At 59.2% G+C, this 25,298-nt stretch carries 29 protein-coding genes and 1 pseudogene; 18 read left to right on the forward strand and 12 right to left on the reverse strand.

Annotated features, from left to right (window positions below; all coding sequences use genetic code 11):
• Positions 1–110: 110 nt before the first annotated feature.
• Positions 111–704, reverse strand: coding sequence for a TetR/AcrR family transcriptional regulator (locus CUJ84_RS08940; RefSeq protein WP_075223889.1), 594 nt, complete (start codon positions 702–704; stop codon positions 111–113).
• Positions 705–803: 99 nt separating this feature from the next.
• Here CUJ84_RS08940 and CUJ84_RS08945 point away from each other — a divergent pair, with 99 nt between their 5' ends.
• From CUJ84_RS08945 to CUJ84_RS08965, 5 genes and pseudogenes are all read left to right on the forward strand, one after another.
• Positions 804–1,919 carry an efflux RND transporter periplasmic adaptor subunit gene (locus CUJ84_RS08945; RefSeq protein ID WP_105005913.1) on the forward strand — a complete coding sequence of 372 codons (1,116 nt, stop codon included), beginning with the start codon at positions 804–806 and terminating at the stop codon, positions 1,917–1,919.
• A complete protein-coding gene (locus tag CUJ84_RS08950) occupies positions 1,919–5,035 on the forward strand; it encodes an efflux RND transporter permease subunit (protein ID WP_105005914.1) in 3,117 nt (1,038 codons plus the stop codon). The genes CUJ84_RS08945 and CUJ84_RS08950 overlap by 1 nt, the downstream gene beginning before the upstream one ends.
• A gap of 63 nt (positions 5,036–5,098) precedes the next feature.
• A complete protein-coding gene (locus CUJ84_RS08955) occupies positions 5,099–5,767 on the forward strand; it encodes a TetR/AcrR family transcriptional regulator (RefSeq protein WP_105008130.1) in 669 nt (222 codons plus the stop codon).
• Between the two features lie 121 nt (positions 5,768–5,888).
• The gene (locus CUJ84_RS08960) at positions 5,889–6,257 is read left to right on the forward strand and encodes a VOC family protein (RefSeq protein WP_105005915.1); all 369 of its coding nucleotides are present in this window, start codon (positions 5,889–5,891) and stop codon (positions 6,255–6,257) included.
• Positions 6,258–6,393: 136 nt separating this feature from the next.
• Positions 6,394–6,591, forward strand: a pseudogene (locus CUJ84_RS08965) (IS481 family transposase); the annotation flags it as partial.
• Positions 6,592–6,821: 230 nt separating this feature from the next.
• Here the strand turns inward: CUJ84_RS08965 and CUJ84_RS38660 are convergent.
• Complete coding sequence (locus CUJ84_RS38660; protein ID WP_105005916.1) at positions 6,822–7,022, reverse strand: hypothetical protein; 201 nt, start codon at positions 7,020–7,022, stop codon at positions 6,822–6,824.
• Positions 7,023–7,137: 115 nt separating this feature from the next.
• Positions 7,138–7,332 carry a hypothetical protein gene (locus CUJ84_RS08975; RefSeq protein WP_105005917.1) on the reverse strand — a complete coding sequence of 65 codons (195 nt, stop codon included), beginning with the start codon at positions 7,330–7,332 and terminating at the stop codon, positions 7,138–7,140.
• A gap of 255 nt (positions 7,333–7,587) precedes the next feature.
• Between CUJ84_RS08975 and CUJ84_RS08980 the strand changes: the two genes are divergently transcribed.
• The gene (locus CUJ84_RS08980; RefSeq protein WP_018241935.1) at positions 7,588–7,791 is read left to right on the forward strand and encodes a CsbD family protein; all 204 of its coding nucleotides are present in this window, start codon (positions 7,588–7,590) and stop codon (positions 7,789–7,791) included.
• Positions 7,792–7,862: 71 nt separating this feature from the next.
• On the opposite strand, the gene CUJ84_RS08985 is transcribed toward CUJ84_RS08980, so the two are convergent.
• Entirely contained in the window at positions 7,863–8,090 is a 228-nt protein-coding gene (locus tag CUJ84_RS08985) for a hypothetical protein (RefSeq protein ID WP_105005918.1), read from the reverse strand.
• A gap of 146 nt (positions 8,091–8,236) precedes the next feature.
• On the opposite strand from CUJ84_RS08985, the gene CUJ84_RS38285 reads away from it, so the two are divergent.
• Both CUJ84_RS38285 and CUJ84_RS08990 read left to right on the forward strand, forming a co-directional pair.
• The gene (locus CUJ84_RS38285) at positions 8,237–8,407 is read left to right on the forward strand and encodes a hypothetical protein (RefSeq protein ID WP_199788796.1); all 171 of its coding nucleotides are present in this window, start codon (positions 8,237–8,239) and stop codon (positions 8,405–8,407) included.
• A gap of 351 nt (positions 8,408–8,758) precedes the next feature.
• On the forward strand, positions 8,759–10,252 hold the full coding sequence (locus CUJ84_RS08990) for an FAD-dependent monooxygenase (RefSeq protein WP_105005919.1): 1,494 nt from the start codon (positions 8,759–8,761) through the stop codon (positions 10,250–10,252).
• Between the two features lie 19 nt (positions 10,253–10,271).
• Here CUJ84_RS08990 and CUJ84_RS08995 read toward each other — a convergent pair whose 3' ends face one another.
• Together CUJ84_RS08995 and CUJ84_RS09000 are read right to left on the reverse strand one after the other, a co-directional pair.
• Positions 10,272–11,009: a hypothetical protein gene (locus tag CUJ84_RS08995; protein ID WP_105005920.1), complete on the reverse strand. Its 738-nt coding sequence runs from the start codon at positions 11,007–11,009 to the stop codon at positions 10,272–10,274.
• A gap of 362 nt (positions 11,010–11,371) precedes the next feature.
• Positions 11,372–11,635: a hypothetical protein gene (locus tag CUJ84_RS09000; RefSeq protein ID WP_158686912.1), complete on the reverse strand. Its 264-nt coding sequence runs from the start codon at positions 11,633–11,635 to the stop codon at positions 11,372–11,374.
• Positions 11,636–12,082: 447 nt separating this feature from the next.
• On the opposite strand from CUJ84_RS09000, the gene CUJ84_RS09010 reads away from it, so the two are divergent.
• Positions 12,083–12,373 (forward strand): DUF982 domain-containing protein, encoded by a 291-nt coding sequence (locus CUJ84_RS09010; RefSeq protein WP_105005923.1) that lies wholly within the window; start codon positions 12,083–12,085, stop codon positions 12,371–12,373.
• Positions 12,374–12,571: 198 nt separating this feature from the next.
• On the opposite strand, the gene CUJ84_RS09015 is transcribed toward CUJ84_RS09010, so the two are convergent.
• Both CUJ84_RS09015 and CUJ84_RS09020 read right to left on the reverse strand, forming a co-directional pair.
• Positions 12,572–13,219: a glutathione S-transferase family protein gene (locus CUJ84_RS09015; protein WP_105005924.1), complete on the reverse strand. Its 648-nt coding sequence runs from the start codon at positions 13,217–13,219 to the stop codon at positions 12,572–12,574.
• 304 nt (positions 13,220–13,523) lie between these two features.
• Entirely contained in the window at positions 13,524–14,351 is an 828-nt protein-coding gene (locus CUJ84_RS09020) for a nickel-binding protein (protein ID WP_105005925.1), read from the reverse strand.
• 438 nt (positions 14,352–14,789) lie between these two features.
• Here CUJ84_RS09020 and CUJ84_RS09025 point away from each other — a divergent pair, with 438 nt between their 5' ends.
• The 4 genes from CUJ84_RS09025 to CUJ84_RS38670 all read left to right on the forward strand — a co-directional run bounded on the left by CUJ84_RS09025 (position 14,790) and on the right by CUJ84_RS38670 (position 16,012).
• Entirely contained in the window at positions 14,790–15,047 is a 258-nt protein-coding gene (locus tag CUJ84_RS09025; RefSeq protein WP_027684795.1) for a DUF982 domain-containing protein, read from the forward strand.
• Positions 15,048–15,152: 105 nt separating this feature from the next.
• Entirely contained in the window at positions 15,153–15,323 is a 171-nt protein-coding gene (locus CUJ84_RS09030) for a hypothetical protein (RefSeq protein WP_162039352.1), read from the forward strand.
• Positions 15,323–15,589, forward strand: a complete 267-nt coding sequence (locus CUJ84_RS38665) for a hypothetical protein (protein WP_105005926.1) — start codon at positions 15,323–15,325, stop codon at positions 15,587–15,589. Before CUJ84_RS09030 ends, CUJ84_RS38665 begins: the two co-directional genes overlap by 1 nt.
• Before the next feature lie 144 nt (positions 15,590–15,733).
• Positions 15,734–16,012 carry a hypothetical protein gene (locus tag CUJ84_RS38670; protein ID WP_245457542.1) on the forward strand — a complete coding sequence of 93 codons (279 nt, stop codon included), beginning with the start codon at positions 15,734–15,736 and terminating at the stop codon, positions 16,010–16,012.
• A gap of 8 nt (positions 16,013–16,020) precedes the next feature.
• Here CUJ84_RS38670 and CUJ84_RS09045 read toward each other — a convergent pair whose 3' ends face one another.
• On the reverse strand, positions 16,021–17,517 hold the full coding sequence (locus CUJ84_RS09045; RefSeq protein WP_105005927.1) for an FAD-dependent oxidoreductase: 1,497 nt from the start codon (positions 17,515–17,517) through the stop codon (positions 16,021–16,023).
• A gap of 44 nt (positions 17,518–17,561) precedes the next feature.
• On the opposite strand from CUJ84_RS09045, the gene CUJ84_RS09050 reads away from it, so the two are divergent.
• The gene (locus CUJ84_RS09050; RefSeq protein WP_105005928.1) at positions 17,562–18,086 is read left to right on the forward strand and encodes a MarR family winged helix-turn-helix transcriptional regulator; all 525 of its coding nucleotides are present in this window, start codon (positions 17,562–17,564) and stop codon (positions 18,084–18,086) included.
• A 101-nt stretch (positions 18,087–18,187) separates the two neighbouring features.
• Complete coding sequence (locus CUJ84_RS09055; RefSeq protein WP_105005929.1) at positions 18,188–18,664, forward strand: DUF2938 domain-containing protein; 477 nt, start codon at positions 18,188–18,190, stop codon at positions 18,662–18,664.
• A gap of 252 nt (positions 18,665–18,916) precedes the next feature.
• Here the strand turns inward: CUJ84_RS09055 and CUJ84_RS09060 are convergent, their stop codons facing one another.
• From CUJ84_RS09060 to CUJ84_RS09070, 3 genes are read right to left on the reverse strand one after another with little or no spacing between them, the layout of a single operon-like run.
• Positions 18,917–19,558, reverse strand: coding sequence for a ThuA domain-containing protein (locus CUJ84_RS09060; RefSeq protein WP_003539493.1), 642 nt, complete (start codon positions 19,556–19,558; stop codon positions 18,917–18,919).
• A gap of 18 nt (positions 19,559–19,576) precedes the next feature.
• The gene (locus CUJ84_RS09065; RefSeq protein WP_105008131.1) at positions 19,577–20,677 is read right to left on the reverse strand and encodes a Gfo/Idh/MocA family protein; all 1,101 of its coding nucleotides are present in this window, start codon (positions 20,675–20,677) and stop codon (positions 19,577–19,579) included.
• Between the two features lie 45 nt (positions 20,678–20,722).
• Positions 20,723–21,922, reverse strand: a complete 1,200-nt coding sequence (locus CUJ84_RS09070) for an ROK family transcriptional regulator (RefSeq protein WP_003539497.1) — start codon at positions 21,920–21,922, stop codon at positions 20,723–20,725.
• A gap of 201 nt (positions 21,923–22,123) precedes the next feature.
• Between CUJ84_RS09070 and CUJ84_RS09075 the strand changes: the two genes are divergently transcribed.
• The 3 genes from CUJ84_RS09075 to CUJ84_RS09085 all read left to right on the forward strand — a co-directional run bounded on the left by CUJ84_RS09075 (position 22,124) and on the right by CUJ84_RS09085 (position 25,292).
• A complete protein-coding gene (locus CUJ84_RS09075; RefSeq protein ID WP_105005930.1) occupies positions 22,124–23,428 on the forward strand; it encodes an ABC transporter substrate-binding protein in 1,305 nt (434 codons plus the stop codon).
• An 84-nt stretch (positions 23,429–23,512) separates the two neighbouring features.
• A complete protein-coding gene (locus tag CUJ84_RS09080; protein ID WP_003559249.1) occupies positions 23,513–24,451 on the forward strand; it encodes a carbohydrate ABC transporter permease in 939 nt (312 codons plus the stop codon).
• Positions 24,444–25,292: a carbohydrate ABC transporter permease gene (locus CUJ84_RS09085; RefSeq protein WP_003539503.1), complete on the forward strand. Its 849-nt coding sequence runs from the start codon at positions 24,444–24,446 to the stop codon at positions 25,290–25,292. The genes CUJ84_RS09080 and CUJ84_RS09085 overlap by 8 nt, the downstream gene beginning before the upstream one ends.
• Positions 25,293–25,298: the final 6 nt, after the last annotated feature.

Here is a 25,298-nt window from a genome sequence, read left to right on the forward strand (position 1 = left end):
GGGCCTGTTCTCTAAACATGCGGCTTATGCAGGAGCCTTAGGACACACTCACCTTGCCAGGGCGGGAGCTAAACTTCGGCACTTTTCCGCGCCAAGTCATTGAACCCGGCTTAGCCGTCAGCGACATCGTCGCCGCGCGCAATGCGCCTGACTTCGCCAGCCGCTGCGTTAAGGATGTCTAGTGAAAGGTCCTCGTCTTCCATGATCCGCGACAGCGTAACGGCGCCCACCATGAGAGACAGTATGGCCATCGCCCTGCCGCTGGGACTAGAGCTCGTGTCGCTGGCCATCAGTTCATCCAGAACCTCGAAGTGAGCCCGGATCCCGTCTTCAAATGGGCGCCTGACCTCTTTGCTCTGGCGAGCCGCGTCCGATCCCAGCGCCACAAGTGGGCAGCCTTCTGACTTTTCGCCTCTGTGGTCCGATGAAAGGTAGAACGCCATGACTGCCTCAAGGGGCTCAGAGCTGTTTGCAGCCGCTGCGGACCATCTCTGTGTGGCGCTTTCCATCGCACGCCGCGATGCTAGTGCGGCGAGGTCGTCCTTCGACGCGAACTGCTTGTAGAAACCTCCCTGGGTCAGGCCGGCCCCTTTCATCAGATCCTTCAGCCCAATTCCATCGAAGCCATGTTCTCGGAACAGACGGCTTGCGACGTTGATCACCGTTTCGCGGTTCTCCTCAGCCTGTGCCCGGCTCACTCTCATATCGATCTCCGATTAGATTTTGTTTGACATCTATAACAAAAATAGATTTAGATCGCAATCTAAATAATCCGTGTCGCCCGTCAAGAAGAGAAACTCAAAATGAAACGCAAACTTGTCCTGACTTTCGTAGGTCTGGTGGCAGCGGCCGGCGCAGCCGGGGCCCTTTTCGTGGTTTTTGAACCCACCAAGCAGGAAGCGGTGGCCGCTGATCCAAGAACAGCGTCACCACTCGTAAGAGTGGTGGAGGCAACGACCACCGGTGCGGCTGAGCGCTCTTTCACAGGCACTGTCGCTTCCCGGGTACAAAGCAACCTTGGTTTTCGTGTTCCCGGCAAAATCGTCGAGCGGATGGTCGACATGGGGCAGCAGGTGAAGCAAGGCCAGGCACTGATGCGCATTGACGAGACCGATCTCCAACTCGCGCTGACCGCAAAGCGTAATACCGTTACCGCAGCACGCGCTGTCTTGGTCCAGGCGCAAGCAGACGAAAAGCGCTATGCGGCGCTGGTAAAAAATGGCTTGGCAGCTACTCCGCAGCGTTATGAACAGGCAAAAGCAGCGCTCGACACAGCCTCTGCTCAGCTTGCTGCAGCAGAAGCCGACGCCAAAGTGGCCGAAAATGGGACTGCATACACGCTTCTTGTTGCCGACGCTGATGGAACCATAACCCAGACCCTTGGAGATCCGGGACAAGTCGTGGCAGCGGGCCAGACCGTCGTTCAACTGGCGCAGGCGGGCCCGCGCGAGGCTGTTGTCTGGCTTCCGGAGACTCTGCGGCCCAAGATTGGCTCCGAAGCGCAGACCAGCGTCTATGGAGGCGGAAGTTTAAGCGGAAAGGCCAAACTTCGGCAGATCTCGGATTCCGCCGATCCGCAAACCCGTACCTACGAGGCGCGTTATGTTCTCGAAGGCGATGCGGCTTCCGCCCCGCTTGGCTCGACAGTGACGATTAGAATTCTCGATGCTGACCGCCAGTCGGAGGTTGCTATACCAGTGGGCGCAATTCTCGATGACGGTAGTCGCACCGGAGTGTGGGTCGTCAACGGCACAACATCAACGGTGAAGTTCACCCCGGTCAATGTTCAGCAGATTGGCGAGGAGATGGTATTCGTCACGGGAATCGGAACTGGAGAGCAGGTTGTAGCACTGGGCGCGCATCTCCTCGCCGATGGCGCGGTCATCAGGATTGCCTCGCAGCAAGAGGTGAAAAAGTGATGAACTTCAATCTGTCAGCCATCGCCGTTCGCGAACGTGCCATCACCCTCTTCTTTATTGTGCTGCTGGCCGCCGCTGGCGCCTACGCCTTCGTCAAGCTGGGGCGCGCCGAAGATCCGTCTTTCACAATCAAGACCCTAACTGTTACTTCGGTCTGGCCAGGTGCCACTGCCCGTGAAATGCAGGACCTTGTCGCCGAGCCGCTTGAAAAGCGCATTCAGGAACTCACATGGTACGACCGCGTCGAGACGACAACCCGACCGGGCTACGCCTTCCTGACGGTCACCCTCAAGGATAACACCCCGGCAAGTGCCGTGGCAGAAGAATTCTATCAGGCGCGCAAGAAGCTTAGTGACGAAGCCCGCAATCTCCCTCCGGGCGTCATCGGGCCATTTGTCAACGATGAATACTCCGATGTGAGCTTCGGTCTCTATGCATTGAAGGCAAAGGGACTGCCGATGCGCGATCTCGTGCGGCAGGCCGAGGTCATCCGGCAGGACCTGCTGCATGTTCCTGGCATCAAGAAAATCAACATCGTCGGGGAACGTCCCGAACAGATTTTTGTCGAGTTCTCCTACGCGAAGCTCGCGACACTCGGCATATCGGCGCAAGATATCGCTGCTGCTTTGCAGCGACAGAACACGGTCACACCCGCCGGCTCGATTGACACAAGGGGGCCACAGGTCTTCATCCGGTTCGACGGAGCTTACAACAGTGTGCAGGCCGTTGCCGACACGCCGATCGTGGCCGCTGGCCGGACTTTGAAACTCTCCGATATCGCGGATGTACGGCGCGGTTATCAAGATCCTGCCACCTACATTATCCGCCATGAAGGCGAGCCAACAATTATGTTGGGTGCCGTAATGCAGGCGGGATGGAACGGACTTGATCTCGGAAAAGCGCTTGAGGCTCGATCCGCCGCGATCGCGGAGACACTGCCGCTGGGGATGACGCTCACCAAGGTCAGCGATCAGGCTGTCAATATCGAGGAGGCCGTCGGCGAGTTCATGCTCAAGTTCGCCATGGCGCTTGGCGTCGTGCTGTTCGTAAGTCTAGTCGCACTCGGCTGGCGCGTCGGCATTGTCGTCGCGCTTGCTGTGCCGCTCACACTTGCCGTGGTCTTTCTCATCATGCTGGAAACCGGGCGCTTCTTCGACCGCATCACGCTCGGCGCTTTGATCCTTGCGCTGGGCCTTCTTGTGGACGATGCCATCATCGCCATTGAGGTGATGGTCGTGAAGATGGAAGAGGGCATGGACCGCATCAAGGCGGCCGCCTATGCCTGGAGCCATACTGCGGCGCCAATGCTGTCGGGCACGCTGGTGACGATCATCGGGCTGATGCCCGTGGGGTTCGCAAAATCAACGGCCGGCGAATATGCCGGTAACATCTTCTGGGTCGTCGGTTTTGCCCTGATCGTATCCTGGATCGTGGCTGTTACCTTCACGCCCTACCTTGGCGTCAAGCTGCTGCCGAACATCAAGCCGGTCGAGGGCGGTCATCACGCCATCTATGACACGCCGAATTACCGTCGTCTGCGTTCCGTCATCGAGTTCGCTGTCCGCCATAAGTTCATGGTCTGCGCCGTGGTAGGCATCACCATGGCCGTTTCGGTTGTTGGGATGGGCGGCGTCAAACAGCAATTCTTCCCGACATCGGATCGCCCGGAGGTGCTGGTTGAAGTGCGCATGCCCGAGGGCACCAGCATCGAGGCGACGACATCCGCGGTTAAGAAGGTTGAAGACTGGCTACAGACCCAGCCCGAGACCAATATCGTCACAAGTTACGTAGGGCAGGGCGCACCCCGGTTCTTCTTTGCTATGGCACCGGAATTGCCGGATCCCGCCTTCGCCAAGGTCGTCGTTCTCACGCCCGACGCCCATGCGCGCGAAGAACTGAAGCACCACCTTCGTGCCGCTATTTCGGAGGGTCTTGTTCCCGAAGCTTCTGTGCGCGTCACCCAGCTCGTGTTTGGTCCGTACACGCCGTTCCCGGTCGAGTTCCGGATCATGGGGCCTGATCAGGATGAACTCTATAAGATTTCCGAGCAGGCTCTGGCGATCATGAAGACCGTTCCCGATGTCCGCCAAGCCAACCGTGACTGGGGCAACCGAACACCTGTTCTGCGATTTGTCCCCGACCAGGAAAGGCTCAATCTGATTGGTCTTTCTCCATCGGAGGCTGCCCAGCAGATGCAGATGCTGCTCACCGGCATCCCTGTCACGCAGGTGCGCGACAACATCCGCAACGTGCCTGTCGTTGCTCGAAGTGCTGGCGAAAACCGCCTCGACCCGTCACGACTTGCCGACTTTTCGCTGATGAGCCGGGATGGCCGCCAGGTTCCCCTCGATCAGATCGGGCATTCCGAAATCAGGTTCGAAGAGCCGATCTTGAAGCGTCGTGACCGGACCCCGGTCATCACTATAAGGTCTGATATCAACGAGGCGACGCAGCCACCGGAGGTTTCGCAACAGGTAATGAAAGCCCTCCAGCCGCTGATCGCATCGCTTCCCGTTGGATACCGTATCGAAATGGGCGGCAACATCGAGGAGTCATTGAAAGCCAATGTTGCGCTTGCGCAGGTTTTCCCGCTGATGATTGCTGCCATGTTGATCATCATCATCCTGCAGGTTCGCAGTCTCTCGACAATGACAATGGTGATGCTGACCGCACCGCTTGGTCTTGCCGGGGTGGTTCCGACCTTGCTGCTGTTCAATCAACCCTTCGGCTTCAACGCCATCCTCGGCTTGATCGGGCTCGCCGGCATACTGATGCGAAACACGCTTATCCTGACAGAGCAGATCAAGGAGAACCAGGCGGCAGGGCTCGACGACTACCATGCCGTGATCGAAGCGACCGTCCAGCGAACAAGACCTGTTATCCTGACTGCACTCGCGGCGATCCTGGCATTCATACCTCTGACCCACTCAGTGTTCTGGGGGTCGATGGCCTATACGCTGATCGGCGGAACGGCGGCAGGCACCGTGATGATCCTGCTCTTTCTTCCGGCCCTCTACGCCGTGTGGTTTCGGATAAAGCCGCCGAAGGTGGCAGACCATAGCCATCCGGTCCAGGATGCCGAGCCGGAACATGGGCGGGCGATGGCTGCCGAGTAAGGATCTCTGTTGGAACGCTGGATGGATAGGAATTCTGCTCGAGAAGTCGGGAGCCGCCCTAAAGTGGTGGAACTTGAAGCCGAGACGACGCGCGAACGTATCCTGGATGTGGCGGAAGAGCACTTTCGCCATATCGGCTTCCAGAAAACTACAGTCGCCGATATTGCAAGATGCCTGGGCATGAGCAGTGCAAATATCTATCGCTTTTTTCCTTCCAGGGTGGCGATAGATGCTTCGGTTTGTGGTCGGTTCTTCATGGAATCCATCAAAGTCGTGAAGTCGACCGCGTGCGTTTGTGGATCGGCTCAAACGAAGCTCGCAAAAACTTTGACGCTACTACACCAGAAGCGGAAGACAACGTTTGTCGAAGAGAAGCGCGTCCATGATTTGATGGTTGCCGCGGCGGGTGAGAATTGGGAGATCAACAAAGCTCATACTGATGAAGTTGTTGCGATCATCGAAGCGATTATTAGGGACGGTACAGTATCCGGCGAATTCGCAGCCGAGGATCCCGGGCGTGAGGCAAGAAGTATCATGACGGCCTTCACGCCATTCTACCACCCTGTGCTCGTTGAACAGGAGGTCCGGCAAGGCAACGATACTGGAGCACGTCTTCGCGACCAGATCGCGTTTTTCATCAGGGCTCTGGGCGGCTCCGCTACTGATGGGCGTCACCCCGGTAACGAGCGAGAGCTGGCTGGTACAGCATCCCTTCGCGACCTTATTCCGTAAAGGCGAATTTTATCGTGGATACAATTCTTCGCATGCCACTCCCCCAAGCGTTGCAGAACCGTAGGATGCAGTTATAACCTACTTTTTTCGGGGAGTGCCCGGTCAAAGTGTAGGAGCAGAGATGTTTGCCGTCCGCTACTTCGTGAAAGACGTGAGTGCATCAATCAAGTATTACTCAGATGCTTTCGATTTCGAACTTGTGCAGCAATACGGGCCAGCCATGGCAATATTGACGAAGGATAGTCTGACCTTGTGGTTGGCTGGTCCAGCGTCCTCTGCCGTTCAAGCGGAGAAGAAGGTCAACCCGGATATTATGCCGGGCTTTAACCGGATAGTAGTTTTGACCGACGACATCAAAAACGTCACCGCTCGAGCATTGGATTGTGGGGGGAGGGTTCGAATTGACATCGGATCTGGACCGACTGGTGAACAGTCAATACTGGAGGATCCAGATGGCAACTTGATCGAGTTATTCAGCAGTCGGCCTTGATTGCGTGACCACCGCTAATTTGCTTACGGAACCAACAGAACGCTGCCGAATGCTTTGCCGGACGCAGCAGGTCGGTGCTTCCGCCGCGTGTGCCGCTGATCAAAGAAGCGATCGCCAATGGCGAACGCATCTGGGCCATGCCTTCGAATACACCTGCGCCACTAGCGATATCGAGCACCGCACGACCAAGCCGAGGCATCCGCGGTCAAGTCGAGAGGATGAACCGAACCATCAAGGCCTCACACCCTACGAGTTCATTTGCAAAGCATGGGCTTCACAACTCGAGCGCTTCACCTTCGATCCGCTCCATCAAATGCCGGGACTAAACATCTAGGAAATTTTTTGGGGAGGCGGCCGAGGCCGGAATTGATCGCACACCACAAATAACGGGAAAATTTCCGCTTATTCGTACACGCATTTTTACGCACAGTTGAAAATTAACGCTAAACAATAAAGTAAAATCAGTGATTTATGTCATGATACAACTGACTTCTAATCAGTAGGTCTCGGGTTCGAACCCCGACGCTCTCACCATTTCTAGTCGTCAAGATAGTTGCCGCAATCTTAGATCAACAGTCGCATTAACGCGCCCTCATCCTTCACCCCATGCTGGTACGAATGGATAACCCGCCGCGCCAAATCTTCGCGCTCTGTGTCTGTTGTGATTTGTCGCACCGAGCTGATGTGGTCGAACACTCTCTGGCAGAGGGAAACTTCTTCGTCGCTCAACACGGTTTGCGCGTCGGCTATCTGGGATCGGATCATGATCGCCCTCACTTCCTTCGGATCGATAGGAGGATGGAACATCCTTTAAGCGCATGCAGGGAGACACAAGGTCGTGAGCTCTCACCCCATTGTCGTGATAGGTCCCACCTGGCAACTAGTTCTCGTTCGGCCCGCTCCACACATATGCAGAAGCCGGCTTTCTCTGGGCATTCCAGATCACTTCGTACCCTATCTTCTCAAGTGAGAGTAAAGCGCCAAGCCTTTCGTCATCCGGTAGGCTTCGCAGAGAAACGTTAAGTGCGTCCAGGCCACCTAAATTGTAGAGGTTCACGAATACATCGAGTGCCATTGTTCTTCTCCCTGTGAAACAGTATAACACAAGAGGAGAGGAATATTTGCTTTATACATAGATAAATATTTTATATATCTATTCGTTATTCACAAATTATTTATGGTTTTCTTCATTAGGGTGTGGATATTTGACATGGGCAGCGCCTTGCGTCTTTACCGCTGGAATTGAGCTTCGCGGAAATCCGCTGAGACTCAGGAACCAACTTCCACTGCCGTCCGTTTTCTTCTTATCGACAAACAGGAGAAATCGACCATGGATTGGAATCGGATCGAAGGAAACTGGAAGCAGGCGAAGGGCAAGATCAAGGAGCAGTGGGGCAAACTCACGGACGATGATCTCGACCAGATCGCCGGCAAGCGCGACCAGCTGGAAGGCAAGATCCAGGAGCGTTATGGCATCGAAAAGGACCGTATCAGACGCGACATCGATGACTGGACCGGTCGCCAGACTTGGTAGTGCCTGAACAAAAACCCGGTGAAAGCCGGGTTTTTGCCGAAGGAGCTAAGGCGGCCAAGGGCTGTCGGATGTCACGAATATCCACCAAACGCCAATAGAAGTGCACCGATCGCGATAACGGCCAGCGCCGGCCAGTTTTGCGATATTCCGAGGAACCTGAGGCCTTGGCGCCGTGGTTCCAGCGTGGTGCCCCCTTGCGGCATTTGATGCGGATCACTCGGTCTTCGACCAAGCGCCGAGGTAAAGAGAAAAAGAAGTCCGCCGATGATGAGAGCGGCTCCGGTCAGGATGGCCCACATGATGGCCTCCGCTAGCGATGAGGATGTGGGTTAAACCAGATCCGGACAGGATCGTTCCGTGAATGGCTGCTCCCTTGAACAACCTCCGCGTCGGAACCAAAAGCGCTCGCATTGAATTTGACCGCTGAGTAATCTTGGAGATCTTGATGGACGAGACACCGAAGACGGCAATCCGCGGCATGATGTTCTACGTCCTCGCTCTTCTCGTCTTGGGGGTGCTGGCGGGGCCCCTGTACACAATCTATGGCCATCCCGCCGATCCGTCTGAGCGACCAGCGGCTGAGACCATTCCGCAAAAAGCTCCAGCTCCGCAGTGAGATACGTCTTTCCAAGGAATTGATTGATCCCTTCGAGAGGAACGACCCCGGACTAGCGCCTGCCACATCCGGCACCCACCCGGTCAGGTCCTATTGAAAAGCTTGGGCTCCACAGCAAGCGACCCGCAAGTGGCAGCGAATAGGGCTTTGGAGAGCAAGCCTGAAATCCTGTCGCAAGTCCTTCCAACCAGTATGGACCTATATTTATAGGGAGAACAACCTGCGACAGAGAAAATCGGTATCTGCCCAAGGCCGATTGGATGGGCCAATTGGATGGGAAGGAAGCAGTGGGGCCAGGTCTCTGGAACCCTGGGATTTGCGTTGGAACAATTGAAATAAGGGAGTCTGCGGATGAGCGAACATGCAGTCGTGGTTGCCGGGGCAGGGCCGACGGGCCTGATGCTGGCAGGCGAGCTGGCCTTGGCAGGCGTCGACGTGGCGATCGTCGAACGCCGCCCCAACCAGGAGCTTGCCGGTACACGGGCCGGTGGTTTGAGTGCGCGCACGCTCGAGGTTCTCGATCAACGCGGCATCGTCGACCGGTTCCTTGCTGAAGGGCAGATAGCCCAAGTCACGGGATTCGCGGTGACGCGTCTGGATATCAGCGATTTTCCGACCCGGCACAATTACGGGCTGGCACTGCGGCAGAAGCATATCGAGCGCATTCTGGCCGGCTGGGTCGGCGAGTTGGCGGTGCCGATCTATCGCAGCCTTGAGGTAACGGGTTTCGCGCAGGACGATACCGGCGTCACCATTGAACTCTCCGATGGTGCCTCGCTGAGGGCACGCTATCTCGTCGGTTGCGATGGAGGCCGCAGTCTGGTTCGCAAGGCTGTCGGCATCGAATTTCCAGGATGGGATCCGACGACCGGCAACATTCTCGCCGAAGTGGAGATGGAAGAGGAGCCGCCATTGGGCATCCATCGCACCGCCCTTGGCATCTATGCCTTCGGCAGGGAGGAGTACGAAATCCACGACGGCAAGATCGTCTTTGCCAAGGAAGGTCCGATCGGCCTGATGGTGCCGGAGAAAAATGCCGGCGCGACGACCGAACCGACGCTCGGCGATCTCAAAGAAGCGCTCATTGCCGCATTCGGAACGGATTACGGACTCCATCGCGTCAACTGGATTTCGAGGTTCACCGATATGTCCAGGCAGGCAACGGCCTACCGCAAGGGCCGGGTACTCCTCGCTGGCGATGCCGCCCATGTGCATTCTCCGGTCGGCGGGCTGGGCCTCAACACGGGCGTGCAGGATGCCGTCAATCTCGGTTGGAAGTTGGCCCAGGTGGTGAAGGGGACGTCGCCTGACGCCTTGCTCGACACCTATCACGCCGAGCGGCATCCGGTTGCGGCCCGCGTGTTGCGCTCGACGATGGCGCAGGTCGCATTGCAGCGGACGGACGATCGCACCGAAGCCTTGCGAGACATCGTCACCGAGCTGCTTGGCATGGAGGAGCCGCGCAAACGCATCGCGGCCGAAATGTCCGGACTTGCTATCCATTACGACCTCGGCGAGGGGCATCCGCTGCTCGGCCGCCGCCTGCCTGACCTCGACCTGGCCACATCGGATGGTCCCGTGCGTCTCTTTGCGCTGCTCCAAGATGCACGACCCGTGTTCTTGAACCTCGGCGCGCCCGGCAGCTTCGACATCGCGTCGTGGTCGGACCGCATCAGGTTGGTCGACGCCGGATATGACGGTGCATGGGAGCTGCCTGCGCTGGGTGCGGTCTCCGCGCCAACCGCACTGTTGATCCGGCCCGATGGATATGTGGCGTGGGTGGGCAACGGGACGCAGGATGGTCTGCAAGAGGCTGTGAATAGCTGGTTCGGACCACCCGGCTAAAAGCCAAAAAAGCTCTGACCTAAGCGGCGAGCGAGATCGAACCGCAATCCGATATCGTCTTGGGATCTGGCATTGGTTTGCCGCGGCGTTCCCAGGTCCGGCGGCTGATGCCGAAAGCCTCCCAAGGGCGCGCTTGGCTGAAAGAGTTGGCGAGATAGTCAGCCCTGGAAAGCGCGCCGGCGGCACGGCGTTGCTCCTCTTTTCGAGCTCGGTCCCGCTGCCGCCGCTTTTCCTTTTGCAGTTTTGCTCTTTTCCGCTTCGGCACGTCGAAGGCACCGATGGTGCGGATATCGAGGGCGCTCCGTTCCGCGTAGCTTAAGTGCAGAGCGTGGCCGAGCGCGTCGGCGGACAACGGAGAAAAGCGCAGCTTTGTCCGCTCGTAGATGACTTCCTCTATCTCGGCTTTCCCAGCCCATGGCAGCCACCGCGCCGCCCAGCCGAGCACCACATCGACGAACTCTTCCTTGAATTCGACAAGGGCGAGGCCGGCGATCACCTCGACATAGATCAATGCGTCGTCGGCCTCGGTCACCATTTCGCCATGACGATGCCGGATCAATTTTTCGATCTCGCGCATCCGGCCCCGGAAATGGTTCCAACGGCTGGCCCGCATGCGGCGCTGGACGGCCTTGTAACCCAGCAGACAGTCGCCGACCTTGATGGCCGTAACATCCCGCGCCAGGCCCTCCGGCCGATCCGCTTTTGCAGCCCGCTTCTCCGATTGCGTCGCTTCATCTGCGCCAACAAGGCGATCCATCGATATTCCCTTACGATCTGCCTTGAGAGGCCGAAACGACTGATTGTAAAGGAAGACCGAGGGGGTGATCATCCACTTTTGGTGCTGATCACACGTCATTCTACGGATAGTCGAAGAAGCGGCAGTAGTCTCTATTCGAGCCCGACGCTTTCAGGAAGCGGGCTAAAGACATTGCAGCAGCACTCTGCGGGACGCCGCTCGACGTGCAAATATCGGCCTCAGCCGGGCCAAGCGCGGCCAAGAAGGAAAGGGTGCTCGTAATCCTTATCGATCCATCGGCGCGGGGGATTCATCGTCTATCCGCCGGCCGCGAGTAGAAGACGCGGTTGAGCCGCCACATTCACATCAGCACGCGTCTGCAATCAGCGAAAGCCGAAGAAGCTCAAAATCGCGAGCACGATAACGACAGCGCCGACAAGCCAGATCAGATTGTTCATGGGGAACCGTTCTCCTGTTTCGGATCGGGCCAACTGTGACCCGATCACATAACGGTGAAGCAGGCTTAGGAGTTCCCGACCGGTCCCATTGCTGTCGCGTGCCGCCTCAGGCGCAAAACCAATTTCCGGCTCTATGCCTTTCAATAACTGCACGAGCGAGCATTGCTCGGTCTGAACCCATCCGCGCATGCCGGGTTTGTTGAGCTATCCCGCTGATATTGAAAATCCTGGTGATCCTGCCTTGCCGGCGTTGTGCAGGAAGACGTGAACGCGGACATGCCAATCAGCATTCCCGCTACCAATGTAAAAAATCGGTTCATCTGAACGTCTCCTCGCAAGGTTGTCATGGTCGCAATCTACCATGCCAACACGAGAATATACGAAACTTCCGGCACGGTTGATCACGCTCGCTTGACCCGCAACATTCGCGCGATTGATCAATCAATCTATATTCGTGATGCGTCGACCCTCAACCGATGATCAAATACGCTTAAGTCTAATCTGATCGGGTTATTCTGTCGTTATGGAAGTAGTTGCACGACGTTAATAGCCAAATAGGCGCGATTTTGACTTGAATAAGTCGCGGTTTTTCAGTAAAATTACAGCATAAAAAAGTAATATAAATGGGAGGATACTATGTCGTCAACTCGGTTTGATCCGATTCTGCTTCATCGTCAACACTTCATCGATGAGGTCACGTGCCTCGATGAAATCTTCGATGTTCTGGACGGGTGGCCGGAGGACAAACGGGGTTTGGCATATGACACGCTGTTGAAGGCGTGCAGAGATACGGCCAACGGGCGTTTCCCGCTGAGCGCTGCGCGTGAGAATTTCCGGCGTTTTCTGAAGATGTCGGGCGTGCTGGCGAAGGTCGAGGGCGGCCCCAAATTCGAGCTGCTGATGAACGAACACATGGGCAATGCTTAGGTCGTCGACGCATAAGCGCGCAGCCATAGCCGGATTGAGGCGAGTTGGACCATAGCGGGGAAGTTGGCCTCGCGGCCGTTTCATCGCGCCGAAGTTGACGCCCAAAACAGGCAAGCAGAATGCCGCCGAGCATTGTCAGATGCTCGGCGGCATCCTGTTTTTAAACCCGCTGTCGGCTCAGCTTTATGAGCTTATGTTTCAGTTGGTCGATGGGGCGTTGATCGCAAATTGCGCGGCGAAAGCCCTGGCATAAGCGGGCCGCGCTTCGCCGCGCGCGACATAGGCAGCCAGGTTTTGATATTCGTCCAAAATGCCTGACATTCTCAGTCGCAGCAGCACCGATACCATCAACAGATCGCCCGCGCTGAACGCATCATCGAGCCAGTCGGCGACGCCTAGGTAAGCCGAGAGCTTGTCCAGCGGCGCGCGAACACGATCCTTGACCAACGGCAAGCGCTCCTCGCTCCAAGGCTTGTCAGCTTCGAATATTCTTGCCGTCATCAATTCGAGGATCGGCGGCTCGACGGTGTTAAGTGCGGCAAACATCCACGTGATCGCGCGCGCTTTGGCATCGCGATCCCTGGGCAGCAGGCCCGCATGCTGCTCGGCAAGATGAAAGACGATCGAGCCGGTCTCGAACAGCGAGAAAGAACCTTCCTCATAGGTGGGGATCTGGCCGAAGGGATGGATGGCCAGATGGCCGGGCGTCTTCATCTCTGCGAAGGAAAGAAGACGAACCTCATAAGGCTGCCCCACTTCTTCGAGCGCCCAGCGAACGCGCGTATCGCGCGCCAGTCCCTTGCCGCCGTCGGGCGATCGTTCAAAAGCTGTGATCGTGATTGTCATCGCATCCGTTTCCTTGCTTGGGCGAATTTCTTCGGCTTCCTATCGTGACGACGCATGAGCCTGCCGGAAACCGACACCGGTCTTGAACTATTTTGATTACCGGGTGCAGATCGCCAATGCCGCTTCCGATCAAAGGTCGTGAGCGCGCGGTGGCCAATTCGTCAAGGCCGCATGTCGTTGTCGCAAAGCCGCGGCACGTTTTGCGCGCCAGGCTTTGATGATCGCCTATTTCTTGGCCACAAAGCGCCGCGGCAAGCCCTGCCTGGAGGCAACTGGCTATGCGGCTGTCGGATCTCGACTGATCTTAATTTACGCCGGCATTCGCCCACTCGCATCGGAACGCCAGCATGGGCTTCGAAAACCCCTTGAACCGTCGGCGCGTTGCGTGAGCGAAGAGATCGGCGGCGCCGTATTCCCGAAAAATATTCTCCGAGACGAGGATCTGGTCGCTGGAGGCTGCCGCACAGAGACGCGCGGCAAGTTGCACGGTGGAGCCGAAGAGGTCGTTGCTATCCTCGACCGGTTCGCCGCAGTCCAGTCCGATGCGGATATGAATCGGCTCGGTGTTGCCGCCGTTGTAACGCTCGAATTCCCGCTGGATCGCCATGGCGCATTCGACGGCTGCCGTTGTCGCGGCGAAGGCTGCCATGATGCCGTCGCCAGTGTGTTTCACCTCCCGGCCTGAATTCTGGCTGAGGCATCGGCGCACGATAGAGTCATGGGCCCGGACCATTTCGGTTGCCATGCGGTCGCCGAGGCGCGATGTCATCGCTGTCGATCCGACGATGTCGGTAAAGAGGATTGCCCGGTGGCCGGGATCCACCTGAGCGGGGGATTGGCCGGGCGCCGGCTCAGGGTCATGGATTCTGCCTAGAAAAGCCTCGACCGCTGACAAGGCGACCTCGACGATCTCGCCGGCGACGAAGCCGTGCGCCTCGCGATGCACACATTGCGCGGTTTCCGCATCCGGCGCATCCACGAGGCAGAAGACGGTCCCGCGCCGCTGATCGAACCAATAGGTCAGGAACTTGACGCCGTACTTGTCCTGGATATCGAGATCCATGCGATGTGCCTGAGCAACGTCAGCCGCTGACGTTCCTTCAAGAAAGTGCCGGTCCATGAAGATAGGCATCGCGCGCTCCTCCCAGATCCGCCGCCTGCAGGATAGATCGCATTGTACGACCCGGATGAAACTCCGTCCACCTCTGGCACAATCGATGAATGATTAGAGAGGTTCTTGCTTCCAGCAAAGCATATGAGTTGCTGTAATCCTTATAGAGTATAAAAGGAAAGACTGAGTTTTAATCAGCAGGCGTGGGATGGGAAGCCCGATATTTACCATAATCAGTCGCTTAATGACTGATCTCAGGACTCCACTTCAAGCTCCATGTTCTCAAAAGCACCGGCTGCAGGGGATCTGGAGGGGACGAAGAGGAACGTCTACACTGCGAGCCTCGCTGAAGTTCAAGTCCCGTAGGGCCGCGCCTCGGCTGGTGACGCGGCCCGCCAACGGCACGCAATTTGCATCGTACCCATAAGCTCCACGGAAATTGGGAAAAGCTGTAGCAAAGTGAGACAGACGGAACATTTTCGACCGGTTGGCTTGGCCTCAATGGGGCTCGGCCATTATGCCGTTATTAACTCAGTGTGGGACGCTGCGCGCACGCTCCTGCGCGACTGGCCGGTAGACGACGGCGAAGAGTATTTCGAGGCCGTCAAATCGTGCCTGGATGCGATTATCGGCGATCTCCCGCCGGAACATGTGCGGGCGGCCTTCATCAGGGCTGCGCAGGAGGCCGGCATCGCGGTCATAGAAGCAGCGGACTGACTATCGGCCGCGCCTCGACGCCGGTACTCAGCCAGATCGTCCCGGCGCTTGACTTTTCCTGCCAAAGTTCTAACTTAGAACAAAACAGGAACATTGGAGATGATCATGACGCATACGGAACAGGTGATCGCCAACGCCCTCGCGCTTGTCGAAGCGTCCCGCGCAGCCCGCGAGCGAGATCAACAGCGACGTGCCGCCTGGCAGAGAAAGGTCGAACTCAGCCGGCCGCTGCCGCCATTGCCGCGTCCGGTTCAATTGCCGTTGGCGCTGAACTGATGCGGCCGGCAAGGATCTTGGAACCCGGTCAGGCACGCCCCGAACAAGCTGGGGCCGAACAAGCCTGGCCAGATCAAACCTGGCCCGATCAAGCCTGGGAAGTCGAAGCCGTGCTTGCCTGGCATGATGACAACGCCAAGGCGGCGATACGCTCGCTGCTCGATGACTGTAAACATCTCCGCCAGCAACTGGCGCTGGCGGAAAGCGTGATGAGCCGCGGGATGGCCCGCGGATGGGCGCCGCGATACGAGCGCGACGCTCTCTGAAACATAGGCCAGCCAGGCCCGGTGTCAGCCGCCCGCAGCGCTCGTCTCCGGATCAACTGGCTGAGCGCTTCCGCACCGAGGACGAGCCCCAGAACGAGCGGCGACGCCCCGAGTGTCGTGAGGTAGAAAGGCAGGATCGGCAGAATGGCGCCGCTGCTGGCGGCATCGAGGCTGACGATGATGAAAACCGGCAGCATCAGCCGCCAATCAAGCCGCTGCGACGTGGCACTTGCGGCGGCATCGATCGGACGCAGTTCGTCGCTCATCACATTTCTCTCTGATTGCGGCTGGGACGGTGCGCTTGGGCGGTCGCCCCGAGCGTCGACCCGCTTCGCCGGCGCCATGCGATCGTGGCGGTTTCCCGCGGCCAGGGGCCAAGCAGCGCGTCCTTTCAGACGCGCCAACGGCGCCGTGGCGCTTTGAGTTGCCGCTTATGCAGCAAGGCCGACATTTGCGAGATAGGCTTCCAGCGCCCAGGCGTGGCCAGACGCGACGATGGCGCCGACATAGCCGTCCGGACGCACGAGCACCCAGTCGCCCGATGCCAGACCGTAAGCATCACGGAAATGCCCGCCTTCGTCGATGATATCTCCGCGCCGGCCGATCCTGTGGATGTGCAGGCCTGGGCGCGGCTGCATGGCGGCTTGCTCGACCTCATAACCCAACAGCGTCCAGTGCGCGCCCTTGAACAGTTCGAACAGGCGCGTCGGCTGGCCGCCGGCACCTCTGAGCGGCGCATCGGGCGCACGGTCGCCGGCAAGCAGGCCGGCGCTCCGCTCCGGCTTTTCCAGCGCGAAAGAGGAGGAGGGGTAGCCGATATCGAGTTGATGGACCTCGCGGCCGCGCCGAATATCGCCTCGCTTCATGGCGTCGAGAAGATTGGTCGCCAGCCCGAGCATGGTGGCGGCGACCGGGCGACGCTCTTCCTCATAGCTGTCGAGCAGCGCGTCAGGGGCGCCGGCAGTGACCGCAGCCAGTTTCCATCCGAGATTATAGGCGTCCTGAACGCTGGTATTCAGACCCTGTCCGCCGGTCGGCGGATGCGTATGGGCGGCATCGCCGGCCAGGAAGACGCGGCCGAGCCGGTAGCGATCGGCAAGCCGGGCGTTCATATGGAAGGCTGACGCCCAGGAGACCGAGTGGATCTCGATGTCGTTACGGCCGGTGCGCTCCTTCACCAGGGCGGTCAAGCCTGCCGCGGAGAGATCGACTTCGCCATCGAGCGGGATGGGTCCCTGGATCTGGAACAGATCCGTTCCCGCCAGCGGGCAAATGGCGATCTGCCGCTGCATGTCGCCATCGCCGAAGCGATGCCAAGCGTCGCGATCCAATCCCTTGAGAATGACATCGGCGACGATGGCGCGCACTCCGAGCGTCTTGCCGGGAAAGCCGATATCGAGCGCATGGCGCACGAAGCTGCGGCCGCCATCGGCGCCGACGAGCCAGCACACGCGGATGGTCTCTTCGCCGGATGCGCCCTTAAGCCGCGCAGTCACGCCCGCCTCATCCTGTTCGAAGCCGATGAGTTCGCTGGCGAATTGGGGGCGATGCCCAAGTTCGAGCAGGCGCTCGCGCATCACACCTTCGGTCAGGAACTGCGGCACCATCAAGGGAAGATGATAGGGCTCGGCCGGCGTCGGCTCTTCACGCACCACGGCGTCGGATTCGCTGACGCTGCCGTCGTCACGATATTCCCGCTGCCTGGGATAGGCGCCGCCGAGCGCAACGATCCGGTCGAGAATGCCGAGATCTTCGAACACCTCCTGGCTTCGCGGCTGAATACCCTTGCCGCGGGAACCGCGGAATGGGTCGTTCAATTTTTCGATCAGGCGGAAGGAGACGCCGCGCCGCGCCAGCTCGATCGCCAGCGTCAGGCCGGCCGCACCGGCGCCTGATATCAGCACGTCGACTGTGGAATTCTCTGTCATTGATTTCTCCATATGTGTATTATGCACATAATAGGGGAATCGACATGACGTCAACAAAGAATGTGCAAAATACACATATAAGCGGAAAGCTGCGCGAACTGCATGGGGCTTTGATCGAGATCGTCAGCGTCATGAACCGCCCGCAGCGCGATGAGCAGATGGTCCGGGAGGCTGGGATTTCGCTCGATCGCGCGCTGTTTCCGCTGCTCGTCACGATAGAACGGCTCGGCCCCATCGGGGTGGTCGAACTCGCCGACCGCGCCGGGCGCGACTACACCACCGTCAGCCGTCAGGTCGCCAAGCTCGAAAGCCTCGATCTGGTGGAGCGCCGCGGAAATGCCGCCGACCGCCGCGTGCGCGAGGCGGTCATCAGCCCGAAGGGCAAGGCAATGACCGATCGCATCGACATCGCCCGCGAGCGGATGGGCCGCGCCATCTTCGAAAGCTGGGAGGAACATGACTTCAATGAACTCGTGCGGCTGATGCGGAAGTTTGCCGAGGATATCAGCGGCGATATCGGCAATGGCGCGGGAGAAACTGAGGGCGAGGGCGGACCGCAGCCGGATTAGCCTCTGAATTGTGGTAGGTGAATTCACCGCAGCCATTGCGCCGGCGCGTCTGCGATGATTTTGTAGCGTCCTGCAATCGCAACGTTTTCCGGTGATTCCCAATGTTCGATATTCTGTGGCGCGGCCTGGTGATCGGCGCCGGCGCAACCATCCTCATGGACCTCTGGGCGATCCTGCTCACCCAGTTCGGCCAGTCGGCCCCCAACTGGGCACCTGTGGGACGCTGGTTCTGGCACCTTCGCCGCGGCAAGGTCTTTCACGAGAGCATTGCCGACGCCGAGCCTTATGCCCATGAGCTGGCGCTCGGCTGGATCAGCCATTACGCCGTCGGCATCCTCTATGGGGTGATCTTCGCCATCATCATGGGCTCGCCCTGGCTGGCGGCCCCGACATTTCTTCCCGCCTGGATCTTCGGCATCATCACCGTCGGGGCAGGGTGGTTCCTGCTGCAGCCCGGCCTCGGCATCGGCTGGGCCGCCTCCAAACATCCGACCCCGAACAAGGTCCGGTGCTTCAACCTGCTGGCTCATACGGTGTTTGCATTGGGGCTCTACGGGACGGCGTTGATCTTGCGCTGAGATCGCGAGTTGCCCCTCATCCGGCTGCCGCCACCTTCTCCCCGCAGGCGGGGAGAAGGGGACATGTCGTGACCTCTCCGTTCCCCACTGGCCTCTCGCAGGGCACGTCCCCTCGCCCCGTTTACGGGGGTCCGAAGGACGGGGCGAGACGAGTGGCTCGACCCCGGTAAGGTTAGGGTGAGGGGCAGCCATCCGCACGAACTGGATTAAGTTAGGGTGAGGGGCCGCGTCTCGGGTCCAAACCGGACAGCCTTACCGCGCCGCCCAGTTGGCGCCGCGGCGGAAGATGGTCTTCATCTGGGGAACGTCGAATTCCTTGGCCTGATGGCCGAGCGAGGAATAGAAGACCCGGCCCTTGCCGTATTTCCGCTTCCAGACGACGGGCATGACGACGCCGTCGATCCAGTAGGCGTGTTCGCCGGTAAATTTCGTCGTCGCCAGAACCTCGTTCGAGGGGTCGACATGCATGTAATATTGCTCTGAGGTATAGGGAAAATCGGCAATTCCCTCCATGAGCGGATCATCGGGGCGGGTGATGTTGACGGTATAGTCGATGATGTTGCCGGGGTGAGCCACCCACTGGCCGCCGATGATGAACTGATAGTCGACGGAGTCGCGGAAGGCATCGCCCGCGCCGCCGTGATAGCCGGCGATGCCGACGCCGCTTTCGATCGCGGTCGCGAGGTTCTTGACCTCTTCCTTCTCGATCTTCGACATCGTCATGATCGGCACGACGAGGCTGAGATCATGGACGGAAGGGTCGGCAAGCGCCTCGGTGCCGTGCTCGAGATAGACCTTGAAGCCATCCTCCTCGAGCATGGTCTTGATGATTTCGGCGCACTCCTGCGGCTCATGCCCGCTCCAGCCGCCCCAGACGATCAGTGCTTCACGCATAGTCTTTCCTCCTGAAACTTATTTCGCCAGTCGTCCGTCGACGATGGAATCGGACAAGGGGGCAGGGCGCTCCGTTGCCGTGGTGATCGCGACCGTCCGGCCGGTTGCGGCGGCGGTGTGGAATGCTTCCATGACTTCGAGCACATGCAGGGCCAGATCGCCATTGGCGCGGTGCGGCCGGTTGGAGCGGATCGCATGCGCCATATCGGCAACGCCGAGCGAGCGGTAGTTGCCATCGGCATAGGGTGATGTGACCGGCTGGTCCTCGAACGAACCGCCCTTCTTCAGATATTCCACCGGTCCGCCAAACTTGTTGGGATCGGGAACGATCAGCGTGGCTTCGGTTCCGTAGACTTCGAGCGGCACATGCTTGTGGCCGGCAACGTCGAAGCTCATGGCGATTTGGACGACGGCGCCGTTGGCAAAGGCCATCATGCCGGTGACATGGGTCGGCACGTGCACGGGAATGCGTTCGCCGTTTCGCGGTTCGCTGGTGATCAGCCGTTCCGATCGCGGCGTCGTCGCAAAACCCGCCACCTGTGAAACAGGTCCGAGAAGATTGACGAGATCGGTGATGTAATAGGGACCCATATCGAGCATCGGCCCGCCGCCGACTTCGTAATAGAAGGCCGGGTTCGGATGCCAGCGCTCATGGCCCGGGCACATGAAGGTCGCCGAGCCGCCGACTGGCTGGCCGATGACGCCTTGGTCGATCAGGGTGCGCGCCGTCTGGTGGCCGCCGCCGAGGAAGGTGTCGGGGGCAGCGCCGATGCGAAGATTCCTCGCCTTGGCGGCTTCCGCCAATTTTTTCCCTTCCGCGAAATTAATCCCGAGCGGCTTTTCCGAATAGGTATGCTTGCCGGCCTCAAGCGCCTGCAGCGCCACGGCAACATGGGCCTTCGGGATCGTCAGATTGACGATGATCTCGACCCTAGGGTCGGCAAAAAGCTCCTCAACCGTCTTGACGGGAACGTTGAATTCCGCAGCCTTTGCTTCCGCCAGCTCCCGGTTGAGGTCGGCGACGCCGCGAATGTCGAGGATGGGAAAGGATGCCATCGCCGTGAGATAGGCGCCCGAAATATTGCCGCATCCGATGATGCCGATACCGACCTTGTCCATGAATTCCTCCATTGGTCTTGCCATTGATCTTGATTGTGTCGCTAGTCAGAGCGCCGGCCCCGTCGTGCTCCAGGGCGATTCGTAGAGTTCGTAGAGCGCCACCGCTGCGGCACCCTGCGCCCAGAAATCATCGGTCGAATCGTCGAAGACGAGTTCGCTCACGCCGCGCAGCGACGGCGGAATGGCAAGCGCATAAGCATCGCGCAGACTGTTGAGAAAGGGTTCGCCGAGCGCCAGGCTCGACCCCACCAGAATGACCCGCGGCGGCGCAAACAGCGTGACGATATTGGCGATGGTCAAACCAACCGCTTCGCCGGCGCGGATGGCGGCACTGATCAGCCGGTCGTCGTCGGCCTTGATCAGCGCCTGGGCATGGTTCATGCCGCGGCCGAGACGGATCGCTTCGGCAAAACGCCCATCGGCCTGCTGTTCGCCGAGGATCGCGCTTTCGCCGGCCTGGCTGAAAAGCCGGACGACGCCATTCGGTCCCATGCCGAGCACGAGGTCGCCGAGATTGTGGCTGAGGCCGCCGGCGCCGCGAAACAGGCTGTTACCGTGCAGGACCCCGAGACCCAGCGTTTGTTCGAGCGAAATCAGCACCATATCCTCAAGATCGCGGGCCTTCCCGAACCAGTGATGGCCAAGCGTGATGGCGTGGGCGTCGCTTTCGACAATGGTCGGCGTTGCCAGCCGGGTCGACATTTCGGCGGCGAAATCGACATTGGTGTCGCGAAAGATCGGGCTGCTTCTTATGTAGCCGGTGCGGTGCTCGATGACGCCGGGAAAGCCGAGGCAGACGCTGTCGACATCCTCCAGCGACAGCCCGGCATCGACGACGCAACGCCTGACCCCGTCCTCGACCAGATCGGCGATGACGCCGATCGGCTGCCGGTCGATGCGAATCGGCAAGGCGAGCTTCGACAGCACGTCGCCGCGGAAATTGGTGACGACGAAGACCATCCTGTTGGCGGCGATCTTGGCGCCCACCACGCGGGCAGCATCGGGATTGAGCTCCAGCATCACCCGCGGCCGTCCGCGCACGGCCTCATTGCGGATATCGCCTTCGTGACGCGGCAGGATGAGGCCGTCGTCGAGCAGCGAGGCGGTGATGGCCGAAACGGTCGTGGTGGAGAGTTCGGTTCGCTCGCTGATCTCTATCCGCGAGATCGGACCATGGCGCCTGATGGTATCGAGCACGTTCAAGCGATTGATCGCGCGCATTAATTCGGGATCTGCGGTCTTCATTGGAAATAGCCAGGCGATCGTTTCATTGGGGCGGAACCCAAATATTTTTAACGGGTTACGAAATAAATAGCGGGCAATTCGGCGGTCCTGTCAAGCGCGTTTGATAAAAATAGAGGCATTGGGTTGACATTGGGTCAAAGCTCCGTTGAATTAATCCGCATAGGGGAAAAATTGTGAGGATAGCCCCCTGGGAGGAAAATCATGACTTTTAGGTTCAAGAGCGCCGCTCTTCGCGGCAGGCGTATCGCATCCATGGCCGCGGCTGCCGGCATGTTGCTGGCCGGAGCAGGAGCTGCCTCGGCAACGACGGTGGTCAAGTGGCTGCATCTCGAGCTCGACCCGAAATACGTCGCGGCCTGGGAAGATATCGTCAAGAAATACGAAGCCCAGCATCCAGACGTCGATATCCAGATGCAGTTTCTCGAAAACGAGGCCTTCAAGGCCAAGCTTCCGACATTGCTGCAGTCTGACGACGTGCCGGATTTCTTTTTCAGCTGGGGCGGCGGCGTCTTGAAGCAGCAGTCCGAGACCGGCGCGCTCCAGGATGTGACGCCGGCGCTGGATGCCGATGGCGGCAAGTTGCGCGGCGCCTATAGCCCGGCTTCGGTCAGCGGCCTGACATTTGAAGGCAAGACCTGGGCTATTCCCTATAAGGTCGGTCTGGTCAGCTTTTTCTACAACAAGGACCTGTTTGCCAAGGCCGGCGTCAAGGCCGAGGACATCAAGAACTGGGCTGATTTTCTCGGCACGGTGAAGAAGATCAAGGCCGCAGGCATCGTGCCGATCGCCGGCGGCGGCGGTGAAAAATGGCCGATCCACTTCTACTGGAGCTATCTCGTCATGCGCGAAGGCGGACAGAAGGTCTTCGAAGCGGCAAAGACCGGCCAGGGCGAAGGTTTCCTCGATCCCGCGATCATCAAGGCCGGCGACGATCTCGCCGAACTCGGAAAGCTCGAACCGTTCCAGCCCGGCTATCTCGGCTCGACCTGGCCGCAGGCGCTCGGCGTTTTCGGTGACGGCAAGGCCGCGATCATCCTCGGCTTTGAAAATACCGAGGCCAACCAGCGCAAGAATGCCGGTGACGGCAAGGGTCTCGCGCCCGAAAATATCGGCCGTTTCGCCTTCCCGGCGGTCGATGGCGGCGCCGGCAAGCCGACGGATACGCTTGGCGGTCTGAACGGCTGGGCTGTCACCAAGAAGGCATCCAAGGAAGCGATCGATTTCCTCGCCTTCCTGACGAATGCGGACAATGAGCGGGCGATGGCCAAATCAGGCATGCTTCTGCCCGTTGCCGTCGGCGCCGGTGACGGCGTCACCAACCCGCTGCTTGCCGAATCGGCAAAACAGCTGGCCGCCTCGACCTGGCATCAGAACTATTTCGACCAGGATCTCGGTGCGGCGGTCGGCCGTGTCGTCAACGACGTGTCGGTGGAAATCGTCTCCGGTCAGATGAATTCCAAGGACGGCGCACAGATGATCCAGGACGCTTTCGAGCTGGAACAATAACCAGCGCCTGCAGATCCATCCTGGCGCTCCAGTGAAGAGCAGGAGCGCCAGCATTGCTGCCGACGAGATGCGAAAGCAGGACCCATGGCCAATATTTCAGTCCCATCGATAACCACTGCCGCGAGGCCGGCAAAAAGAGCCGCAAACAGCAAGAGCTCGGTCGCCCATGACCGGCTGGCGGTGCTGTTGATCTTCCTGCCGCCGGCGCTGCTGCTTTTCACGCTCTTCGTCATCATGCCGATGGGCGAGGCGGCCTGGTACAGCCTCTACAAGTGGAATGGCTACGGCACGCCGACCGAGTTCATCGCGCTGCGCAATTTCCAGGTTCTGTTTCGAAATGCGGCTTTCACCCAGGCGCTGGTCAATAACGGCCTGATCATCGTGATCTCGATCTGCATCCAGGTGCCGCTCGCCATCTGGCTCGCCACCATGCTGGCGCACCGCATTCCGGGTGTCGTCGGCTACCGCCTGATCTTCTTCCTGCCCTATGTGCTGGCGGACGTTGCCGCGGGCCTTATCTGGCGCTTCGTCTATGACGGCGACTATGGCCTGTTTGCCGCCGTTTCCAATTTCTTCGGCTTCGCCAACCCTTATGTGCTCGCCGACAAGGATGTGGCGATCTATGCCGTGCTTGGCGTCATCGTCTGGAAATATTTCGGCTTCCACATGATGCTGTTCATCGCCGGCCTGCAATCCGTCGACAAGAGCGTGCTGGAGGCAGCCGAAATCGACGGCGCCACCGGCTGGCAGAAATTCCGTTACGTCACGCTGCCGCTGCTCGGCTCGACCTTGCGTCTTTCCATCTTCTTTGCCGTCGTCGGCTCGCTGCAGCTCTTCGACATGATCATGCCGCTGACGGGCGGCGGGCCGTCCAACTCCACCCAGACGATGGTCACCTTCCTCTACACCTATGGCGTCATGCGCATGCAGGTCGGCCTCGGCAGCGCCGTCGGCGTCGTGCTCTTCATCATCTGCGTGACGCTCGCCTTCGGTTACAAAAGGATATTCATGCGCCATGACTGATATGAGCTCTTCCATCCGCATGAGCACGTCCACGCGCGTCTATCTCTACGTGTCGCTGAGCCTGATTGCCGCAATCGTGCTCGTGCCGTTGCTGACGACGGCGCTCGGCGGCTTCAAGACGCTGGGTGACCTGCGCACCAATCCCTTCGGCCTGCCGACAGAGTGGCAATGGGCGAACTATACCGACATTCTCTTCGGCGAACGCTACTGGTTGCAGATCGGCAATTCGCTTGTGATCGCGTCGCTCACCGTCCTCCTGACGCTGATTGTCTCGTCCATGGCGGCTTTCGCCTTTGCCCATGTCCGGTTCTTCGGATCGTCGTTCCTGCTCAATTATTTCCTGCTCGGCCTGATGTTTCCGGCGGCGACCGCGATCCTGCCGCTCTTCATCCGCATCCGCGATCTCGGCCTGCTCGATACCTATTGGGGCGTGGTGCTGCCGCAGGTGGCCTTCGGCCTTGGCATGAGCATCCTGCTGTTTCGAAACTATTTCCGCAACCTTCCGGAAGAATTGTTTCAGGCGGCCTTCGTCGACGGCTGCGGCTATCTCAGATTCTTCTGGCATATCTCGCTGCCGCTTTCCCGGCCGATCGTCGCCACCGTCAGCATCATCTCCTTCGTCGGCAGCTGGAACAGCTACATCCTGCCGCTGATCATGCTGAATTCGGAATCGAAATATCCCTGGCCGCTCGGCATCATGGTCTATCGCGGCGAGTACGGCACGGAGTGGCAGCTGGTGCTGGCCTTCATCACGCTGACCATCCTTCCCACCATCATCGTCTTTTTCGTCGCCCAGAGACACATCATCGCCGGTCTGACCGCCGGCGCCGTGAAGTCCTGAGCCGAA

Origin of the sequence: Rhizobium leguminosarum (assembly GCF_002953715.1) — a bacterium.
GTDB classification, from domain to species: Bacteria; Pseudomonadota; Alphaproteobacteria; order Rhizobiales; family Rhizobiaceae; genus Rhizobium; species Rhizobium leguminosarum_V.